Here is an 8,539-nt window from a genome sequence, read left to right as displayed (position 1 = left end):
CAGGATCAAACTCTCCATAATAGGTGAGTCGATTAGCTCGACTTTGTTGCTGGCGTCAAAAATTTGACGTTTATAATGAACAGTTAAGTTCAAGTTTGTTTTCGATACCAACAGGTGTCGGCGTAAAAAAACGTTTGTGCTTCCGGCACCGAAGTGCGTTCCGCTTGTTAGTTGACGTTTTGCTGTTCAGTTTTCAAGGTTCATGTGTTTGCGTCACTGTTTCAACAGCAACTCTTATATCATATCAAATCTTCATTGTTATGTCAACAAGAAGTTTTGCTTATTCATTTACTTCGTTGCGCTTAAATCAGCAACTTAATAAATATATCAGTCTGGCTTATATAAGTCAACACTATTTTCAAATAAAGTTATAGGAATATAGAAATGGTTATGACACTAGCTATTCCTGGCACTCCTAAGAAGGCAATGAGCAAACCAGATACGATGTTGATTGGTACGAATAAACCGAATTGACTTGCAATCAGATTGATTGCAAACAAGATAACAAAAGCAAACGCCACTCTAAACCACCAAATAGAGATCGCCTCGATTACTCGTCCTTTTGATGCTTTATTAAGTAATAAAAAAAGAAGTACTGTTATACCAATCAAATAAAGAGCCAATTTCATGTAGCTTCTCCACCTCTCATAATAAGTTATCTCTAACTATATGAAGGGATTGGTATAACATATACTTCATTTCAGAAGGATTTTTCGTATTCGTGCTTCTTTATATAGAAAGAAGTGCTTACTTTCAGCAATTTTACGTTGCACAATAATCGTCAAATCGTAGTCATCTATTAACGCTTCAATGTTCTGCGCTTGCTGCCATTCTTCTTTTGTTTCTTTCATTAAAGAAACAAACTTCGCATCGAAGTCTTTTTTTAGCTTTGCCTTTTTGAAAAACATCGGACAGCTAGGCCTCCTCTTTAAAACTCACGTCGGCCTTCTAGCGCTTTAGACAAAGTGACTTCATCTGCATATTCTAAATCTCCGCCTACTGGAAGCCCGTGTGCAATTCGTGTTGTACGAATCCCCGACGGCTTTACAAGCCTTGAAATATACATAGCAGTTGCTTCGCCTTCAATCGTAGGATTAGTTGCCAAAATTAATTCTTCCACTCGTTCGTTTTGTAATCTCTTCAACAAAGGTGGCACGTTGATATCTTCAGGTCCTATTCCATCCATTGGAGAGATAGCACCATGAAGCACATGATACAACCCTTTGTAATCTCTCATTTTTTCCAAAGCAATGACGTCTTTCGTATCTTGGACCACACAAATAACCGTGTCATCGCGTTGTGTATCTTGGCAAATATGGCAAGGATCGATATCTGTAATGTGACCACATATTGAGCAGTAACTTAAATTTCGTTTAGCATCTACTAGTGCTTTTGCAAATTCGAGTACTGTGTCTTCCTTCATAGTTAGCACGAAAAATGCCAGACGGGCCGCAGTTTTTGGCCCAATACCTGGCAATTTCATGAAACTATCAATCAATTTCGATATCGGTTCAGGATAATGCATGTGATTTCCTCCTAGAACATGCCAGGGAGGTTCAATCCTTTCGTGAATTGTCCCATCGTGGAGTTCGTTGTTTCTTCCGCTTTTTTCATTGCATCGTTTGTTGCGATAACGATTAAATCTTGTAACATTTCAATATCTTCAGGATCAACGACAGTTACATCTAGTGCTACATTAACTACTTCTTTGTGTCCAGAGACAGTTACTTTAACCATCCCTCCGCCAGCAATACCTTCAAAATGTTGAGTTCCCAATTCTTCTTGAGCCTCAGCCATTTGCTTTTGCATTTTTTGCATTTGTTTCATCATACCTTGCATATTTCCCATTCCACGCATATTAATTTTCCTCCCTAATCATCATGTATTTCTACAAATTCTTTACCAAACAGCTTTTCTGCTTCTACTATCAAAGGGTCTTCAGTAGCCGCTTTCTCTTCTTTCATGAAACTCAACATTTCTTCTGCTGCGTGTTCTGTCTCATTCATTTCAGATGGTACATCCGAATTTGAATCCGTTGTCTTCAATCCTTTGTGACGAATAAACTCTTCACGGATAGTAATCCAAGGTTCTTCTGGAACAAACAAAATCTCATACATTTTCCCTGTTAAGTTCATTAATAATTGAGAAAAGGCACTAGAGAAAGTCTGATTATCAGCTGCCATTTGGCAATGAATATCATATTTAAATTTTAACACAAATGCACTATCAGATGCTGCAACTGGTTCTGCCTCATTTAAAAGAGCGGCGTGTGATTTTTGCAACTGATTCATAATCGTAGTCCAGTGTGACTTGATTAGTTGAATATCTTGTTTCGTCGCAGTTTTCAATACTTCTTGGATTCGCCCAGATGGTGGCTTGTAACCTGTTTGTGTTCTTAAGCGTTGGCGTTTTTGAGATTCACTAGCTTGCGGGGTTTGTCCACCATTAGATGTAACTCCCTGCTTAACTTGTTGTTCAAGTGCCACTACCATTTGTTCTAGATGCGCAATTTTCTCTTCAAAATGACTTAAATCAACCACTTGTTGAGAGTTGCTTACTTTTACTTGTGACATTTTTAATAATGCTGTCTCTAAATAGACTTTTGCGTGATTGGAGTAGCGCATTTCTTGTTGAGTAGCAGCAAGGATTTCGATGTAACGATACAGCTTATCTACTGGGAACTGATGTGCAAGTTCTTTAAATTTCTCTTCACTTGATGCAAGTTCTAATAATTCATCAAGTGAAGGAGCTGTGTTCATTAATAGTAAGTCACGGAAGAAAGTGATTAAATCTTCCGTTAAACGAACCGCATCTTTGCCTTCCTTCATTAACTCTTCTAAAAGAGTCAATACTTTACCAACATCTTTTGATAGTAATGACTCTGCTAATTGATAGAAGATTTCTTGACCAATTGAACCCGTCACCAGAAGCGCGTCTTCAACTGTCATCTCTTCCCCACTAAATGACACGACTTGATCAAGCATACTTAGCGCATCACGCATTCCACCAGATGCTGCTTGCGCAATGACTTTTAACGCTTGATCATTTGCTGGAATTCCTGAATCAGTTAGCACTACATTCATACGGTCTACAATATCCGTAGCCGTAATTCGCTTAAAGTCAAAACGTTGGCATCTAGAAATAATCGTCAAGGGTAATTTATGAGGCTCAGTTGTTGCTAAAATAAACACTACATGTGACGGTGGTTCTTCAAGTGTTTTCAACAATGCATTAAAAGCACTATTAGACAGCATATGCACCTCATCGATGATATACACTTTATAGCGTGAATTTGCAGGAGCAAATCGAACTTTTTCAATAATATCGCGAATTTCTTCTACACGCGAATTGGATGCAGCATCAAATTCTATTACATCTGTATTTGAACCATTTGTAATACTTTTACACGTTTCGCATTCATTACATGGTTCTGAAGCAGGTCCTCGTTCACAATTTAATGCTTTCGCAAAGATTTTTGCCGCACTTGTTTTACCAGTTCCCCTTGGTCCATTAAACAAATACGCATGTGTTGTTTTATTATAAAGGAGAGCATTTTGAAGGGTTTGTTTCACATGTGCTTGACCCGACATTTCCGCAAATGATTGCGGTCGGTAAACACGATAAAAAGCTTGATACGCCAACTGATTTCTCCCCTTATTGTGTGATTTTAAACAGTCCTTTAATTATAACATAATGTGATTCCTCAAGCTCTTTGAAAACTGAAAGATTGTCGAACAAAAAAGGTGTTTGTTCGCATGAATAGCGAACAAACACCTGAATAGAAATATGTATGCCGTGCACCTTCCTTCGACTGACATACATAAGCGGAACCTCTGTCGTTAGCTCAGTTTAGGCAACCCTGCGGCACATGAGTAATTCCACTTAAGGCTGCTTCCTTCCGGACCTGACCTGATTCACGGGTACCCATTGCGCAAGACCCAGACGTCAACACTACGTGCAAAAGTCAGACCCTACATATAAACAGCCTTAGAGAAGGAGTTCAGTCTCGCTAGAGCGGATTGCGAGTTACAAGACACCGCTAACTCCCCACCTAGCACGGCATTTATAAGTATACTTACTTTGCACTCAAAAATCAAATGGTACTTTTTGATAAACTTAAAGATTCCTTTAAAATGTTGTTGGTCTACTAGTAACAAACGTGTTTATTCAGAGTGGTACTGTCTAAGTTATAGACAATTTTTTAATTGAAAAAATCAAATTCCCTCTTTAATTTATAAAGTTAATGCTCCTGGCATTTTAAGTTTAAGTGCTAAACTCTGATTGTGTATCTGATAAAAGATGCAATATTTAAACTTTAATTTTATCCGATGTTCTTGTTGACTTTGTTTTTTGGACATGATAAATTATAGTCTGTTGACACGGAGGTATACCCAAGTTTGGCTGAAGGGATCGGTCTTGAAAACCGACAGGGGAGTAAAATCCCGCGGGGGTTCGAATCCCTCTACCTCCTCCATTTTTTCAACAAACACGCGCATATAGATGGAGATTGTAATTCGTTACTAACGTAACGAATTTTCTTCTAACATAAATAGTTTGAATATTAAGAAGGCGGCTCACTTGAGTCGTCTTTTTTGATATCAGCTCGTCCATTTCTCATAATACTTGGAGGTCTTTCCATCCATAGGAAACTTCCTCTACTGATAATTCTTCTATGCATTTAGCGTCCAAGTAAATTCCTCCCATTATTTCGTAAAACGTTCTTGCTGGGTTGTCTTTCAAGACCCATACAATCATGTTGGAAAATCCCTCGTTTTTTAGTTCTTCTGCAAATGCCTTCAGCATTTCACGACCTATTCCTTATTTTGAACTTCCTCGAGTAAATAAAACGAATACAGTTCGGCGTCGTATTTATCTGCTTCTCCCCTATTTTCACCACCATCTATGAACCCTATTATTTGTTGTTTATCATCTTCTGCTATTAGTATTCGATATTTTTCTGAAGGATTCTCTAATCTTTCCCTCCATCTCTTTATTCCACTTTCGATAGTCAATTTTTTCAAAAAATCATCTGAAATAATTCCTTTATAGGTTGAATTCCATGAATTAATATGTACTTTAGCAATACCTTCCACATCTTCTAGTGCTGCTTTGCGAATTTGACATTCCATTGACTCACTTCCTTTTTGAAATGTTATTTACTCTTATAAATTTCTAAATAAGATACATTTATCCTCTAATGAAGATTTCTCTCATCCTGAAACTTAAACAAAACCACAATCGTCAAATGGAAGAAATAAGGAGGAATCCAATGAAAAGTAAATCATTTTTGCTTGCACTCTTATTTTTATTCTTAGGGTCATCATTTTTTTGGGCAAACAAATCTTCTGCAGATTGGGCTTATTCGTTTGTAGTATGGGATGGGTTTATTTACGTAGTTAGTGATGAAGTGGTCGGGCAAGTAGATCGAGAAATTGGGGAAGTGACTAGGTATTCCGATATGGAGGGAACGTATTCAGGAAATTTTTCAAATACTTATCGTAAGGGTACTAAGTATTTTTCAATAGTAGACGTTAGTACAGAGGACGCTATTGCCATTGAAGATGGGAATGGTCATTACGTAAAAGCGATTCAGGATGGCAAATATGCTGGCAACACTATTCAAAGCTCATTTTTAGGTATGAATATGAATTTTCACACTATACTTATTGGTCTATTGGCTATTTTTCCTATCCTTGCATTTTGCAGCTATCTTATTACCAAACGTCATCATTAATCTTCTCAGCGATGACCTTTTGATGAATGATACCCGACTAGTTGAAGTGTATTCCTTTGATTTTGTTAAGAATTTCGGTCATGTTCATGTTTACATCCAGTTTTATGAATTAGGTAATGGACTCAAGTTACGGACAGAATAAATAAAAACCTCCAGCTTTCGCTGAAGGTTCGTTGAATCTATTTACGTAACACTGAAGTTTGTTGGATAAAGTGACCTACACGTTCAACAACTTGTTCCACAGTATCTGGATTTTTCATTAAATCATAATCATTAATATTCAAACGCAGTACTGGGCAAGCATTGAAAGTATTAATCCAGTTTTCATAGCGCTCATGCATTTCGTACCAGTACTCTACTGGTGTGGATTGTTCCATTGGACGTCCGCGTTCTTGAATACGACTTAAAATATCTTCAATCGACCCATCTAAATAGATGAGTAAATCTGGATGTGGGAAATATGGCGTCATAACCATTGCATCAAAGAGACTGGTGTATGTTTCGTAATCAGTTAGGTTCATTGTGCCTTTTTCCACATGCATTTTGGCAAAGATGCCTGTATCTTCATAAATAGAACGATCTTGAATAAATCCACCACCGTACTCAAAAATACGTTTTTGTTCTTTAAAGCGCTCAGCTAAAAAGTAAATTTGTAAATGAAAGCTCCATTTTTCAAAGTCATCATAAAAGCGATCCAAGTATGGGTTTGAGTCAACTTTTTCAAAAGATGTACGGAAATTCAGTGCGTCTGCAAGTGCTTTGGTCATCGTTGATTTCCCGACACCTACTGTTCCAGCTATTGTAATGACAGCATTCTGAGGGATGCCATATTTTTCACGTAAGTTCATACATGGAGACTCCTTTGTTGTAGCGTTTCATCTACTTTTTTTAAGATCCAGTTTAAATCAGATTCATTTTCAACAAAATCCATTTCATCTCCATTAAAACGAAGAACAGGAATTTCTGGATGTGTTTCTTCAAAATGTTGAATAAACGTGTGATAGTCATCTGAAAGTTGTTTCATATAGTCTGCGCTTATCATTTTTTCGAATTCACGACCACGAAGAGCAATGCGCTTCATCAATGTATCTAAACTAGCATGCAAGTAAATGACCATGTTCGGTCGAGGCATATCTTGAGTCAAAATACGGTAAATGGATTCATATTTTACGTATTCTTCTGCCGGCAGTGTACGCTTCGCGAAAATTAAGTTTTTAAAGATGTGATAATCTGCCACAACAGGTTCACTCTTAGCAATGTATTTCTTTTGAATATCACTTAATTGTTTGTAACGATTGCAAAGGAAAAACATTTCCGTTTGGAAACTCCACTCTTCAATGTCTTCGTAAAACTTATTTAAAAATGGATTTTCATCCACAATTTCTTTTAATAATTGAAATTTATTTGCGTCAGCAATGGCCTTTGATAGTGACGTCTTTCCAACACCAATTGGGCCTTCAACCGTGATAAATGGAATCGGCATTAGAATCCTCCTACTCGTTCTCAATCATTCAATGCCCCCTATTCTATCACAGCTTGAAAATGAAAAATAGAGCTAAAACCACTTTTCCAAAGAGGAAAAGGGTTTTAGCTCTATCTTTTTTTAACTTGAAATACCTCATTTAGAAGGGTCCAATTTTGCGGGAATTTAAAGCCCATATGCCAGTAGCTAATCCCTCTTAACTTTAATTCTTTTATTAAATTAAATTTTGCTTGCATGGAACGAGCATCCTCAAACCACACCACATGTTCTTTCCCATCTCGCCAGTAATTGTAATATGGTGCTTGCGCTGTATTATCATACAGTATTGCAGCATTACGCTCGCGTGCTAGTTCAATTGCACGTTGAGAACTGATTGCTTGCGCTTGAGGGTTTCCAGGTTTAAACGGTAATGTCCAATCATATCCGTACAAATTTTGACCCATCAATATTTTTGACGCAGGCATTTCTGTTAATGCATATTCCAATACTTGTCTGACAGGCCCTATAGGCGACACAGCCATTGGCGGACCTCCACTATACCCCCATTCGTATGTCATGATTACGACAAAGTCGACTACTTCAGCAATTTGTTTGTAGTCATGCCCTTCATACCATTTTCCTGCTTGGGTAGCAGACGTTTTAGGCGCAAGAGCAGCGGATAATGTTAATCCACTCGCAGCTGCTTTTACACGTTTTAAAAAATCAACATACGCTTGTCGGTCTTCACTTCGTAAATATTCAAAATCAAAATGAATATCTTTGGCATTCTTAGCTTTTGCTTCTGCTAATATGTTCGCAATTAACTTATCTTGAACATCTTTACTGGCAAAAATCTCTTGTGCTAACGTATCACTAAATGCACCGTCTTCAATGTTTGAAACCACAATTGCCGAGATAATATTCTCATCAACCGCAATCTTCTCAAGACCTCCCCAGTTTAAAGGGACCAAAGATCCGTCACGCTTCACATCATATGAAAATGGCATCATATAAGTTAATAACGGTCCTCGTTTCTTCACTTCATCTAACAGGGTTTGCGATGGAGCTTCTGTATAATATTCAACATAACCGTTAGAATCAATCGTTGGTCGATTGGGATTAGGTGTACCTGGAATTATAATAGTTTGACCTACAACTAAAACATCTGGATTATCTAACTCATTAACCTGAGTTAGTATTGCAGTCGTTGTATTGTATTCTTTAGCAATTGAAAATAGGCTATCCCCTGGTTCCACTACATAAATCATCTAAAACCTCCTTGTTCCACATCTCTTTTATGCTATGCGTAGAACAATCAAAACATGCTACACTTACATTAAGGA

Annotated in this window: 11 protein-coding genes, 1 tRNA gene and 1 other RNA gene; 2 read left to right on the top strand and 11 right to left on the bottom strand. The window is 37.5% G+C overall.

Annotation, left to right across the window (positions count from 1 at the left end; genetic code table 11):
- Positions 1 to 368: 368 nt before the first annotated feature.
- From ACFPYN_RS09465 to ffs, 6 genes are all read right to left on the bottom strand, one after another.
- A complete protein-coding gene (locus ACFPYN_RS09465) occupies positions 369 to 629 on the bottom strand; it encodes a pro-sigmaK processing inhibitor BofA family protein (RefSeq protein ID WP_377733774.1) in 261 nt (86 codons plus the stop codon).
- A gap of 66 nt (positions 630 to 695) precedes the next feature.
- Complete coding sequence (locus tag ACFPYN_RS09460; protein WP_377733773.1) at positions 696 to 908, bottom strand: YaaL family protein; 213 nt, start codon at positions 906 to 908, stop codon at positions 696 to 698.
- Between the two features lie 20 nt (positions 909 to 928).
- On the bottom strand, positions 929 to 1,525 hold the full coding sequence (gene recR, locus ACFPYN_RS09455; protein ID WP_377733771.1) for a recombination mediator RecR: 597 nt from the start codon (positions 1,523 to 1,525) through the stop codon (positions 929 to 931).
- Between the two features lie 11 nt (positions 1,526 to 1,536).
- Positions 1,537 to 1,857, bottom strand: a complete 321-nt coding sequence (locus ACFPYN_RS09450) for a YbaB/EbfC family nucleoid-associated protein (protein ID WP_377733770.1) — start codon at positions 1,855 to 1,857, stop codon at positions 1,537 to 1,539.
- Between the two features lie 14 nt (positions 1,858 to 1,871).
- On the bottom strand, positions 1,872 to 3,641 hold the full coding sequence (gene dnaX / locus ACFPYN_RS09445) for a DNA polymerase III subunit gamma/tau (RefSeq protein ID WP_377733768.1): 1,770 nt from the start codon (positions 3,639 to 3,641) through the stop codon (positions 1,872 to 1,874).
- A 152-nt stretch (positions 3,642 to 3,793) separates the two neighbouring features.
- Positions 3,794 to 4,060: signal recognition particle sRNA large type (gene ffs / locus ACFPYN_RS09440), an RNA gene on the bottom strand.
- Between the two features lie 321 nt (positions 4,061 to 4,381).
- Here ffs and ACFPYN_RS09435 point away from each other — a divergent pair.
- Positions 4,382 to 4,474 (top strand) — tRNA-Ser (locus tag ACFPYN_RS09435).
- A 140-nt stretch (positions 4,475 to 4,614) separates the two neighbouring features.
- Here ACFPYN_RS09435 and ACFPYN_RS09430 read toward each other — a convergent pair.
- Positions 4,615 to 4,803 (bottom strand): hypothetical protein, encoded by a 189-nt coding sequence (locus tag ACFPYN_RS09430; protein WP_377733767.1) that lies wholly within the window; start codon positions 4,801 to 4,803, stop codon positions 4,615 to 4,617.
- A gap of 8 nt (positions 4,804 to 4,811) precedes the next feature.
- Positions 4,812 to 5,129 carry a GNAT family N-acetyltransferase gene (locus ACFPYN_RS09425; protein ID WP_377733766.1) on the bottom strand — a complete coding sequence of 106 codons (318 nt, stop codon included), beginning with the start codon at positions 5,127 to 5,129 and terminating at the stop codon, positions 4,812 to 4,814.
- Positions 5,130 to 5,269: 140 nt separating this feature from the next.
- On the opposite strand from ACFPYN_RS09425, the gene ACFPYN_RS09420 reads away from it, so the two are divergent.
- Positions 5,270 to 5,734, top strand: a complete 465-nt coding sequence (locus ACFPYN_RS09420; RefSeq protein ID WP_377733765.1) for a hypothetical protein — start codon at positions 5,270 to 5,272, stop codon at positions 5,732 to 5,734.
- Positions 5,735 to 5,913: 179 nt separating this feature from the next.
- Here the strand turns inward: ACFPYN_RS09420 and ACFPYN_RS09415 are convergent, their stop codons facing one another.
- The 3 genes from ACFPYN_RS09415 to ACFPYN_RS09405 form a co-directional block, all read right to left on the bottom strand.
- The gene (locus ACFPYN_RS09415; RefSeq protein WP_377733764.1) at positions 5,914 to 6,582 is read right to left on the bottom strand and encodes a deoxynucleoside kinase; all 669 of its coding nucleotides are present in this window, start codon (positions 6,580 to 6,582) and stop codon (positions 5,914 to 5,916) included.
- Complete coding sequence (locus ACFPYN_RS09410) at positions 6,579 to 7,217, bottom strand: deoxynucleoside kinase (protein WP_377733763.1); 639 nt, start codon at positions 7,215 to 7,217, stop codon at positions 6,579 to 6,581. Before ACFPYN_RS09410 ends, ACFPYN_RS09415 begins: the two co-directional genes overlap by 4 nt.
- A 110-nt stretch (positions 7,218 to 7,327) precedes the next feature.
- A complete protein-coding gene (locus tag ACFPYN_RS09405) occupies positions 7,328 to 8,464 on the bottom strand; it encodes a glycosyl hydrolase family 18 protein (protein ID WP_377733762.1) in 1,137 nt (378 codons plus the stop codon).
- Between the last annotated feature and the right edge of the window lie 75 nt (positions 8,465 to 8,539).

It is taken from the genome of Paenisporosarcina macmurdoensis, from assembly GCF_042658845.1.
GTDB lineage: Bacteria > Bacillota > Bacilli > Bacillales_A > Planococcaceae > Paenisporosarcina > Paenisporosarcina macmurdoensis.
The sequence above is the reverse complement of the archived record's forward strand: the minus strand, read 5'-3'. Positions and strand labels throughout refer to the sequence as shown.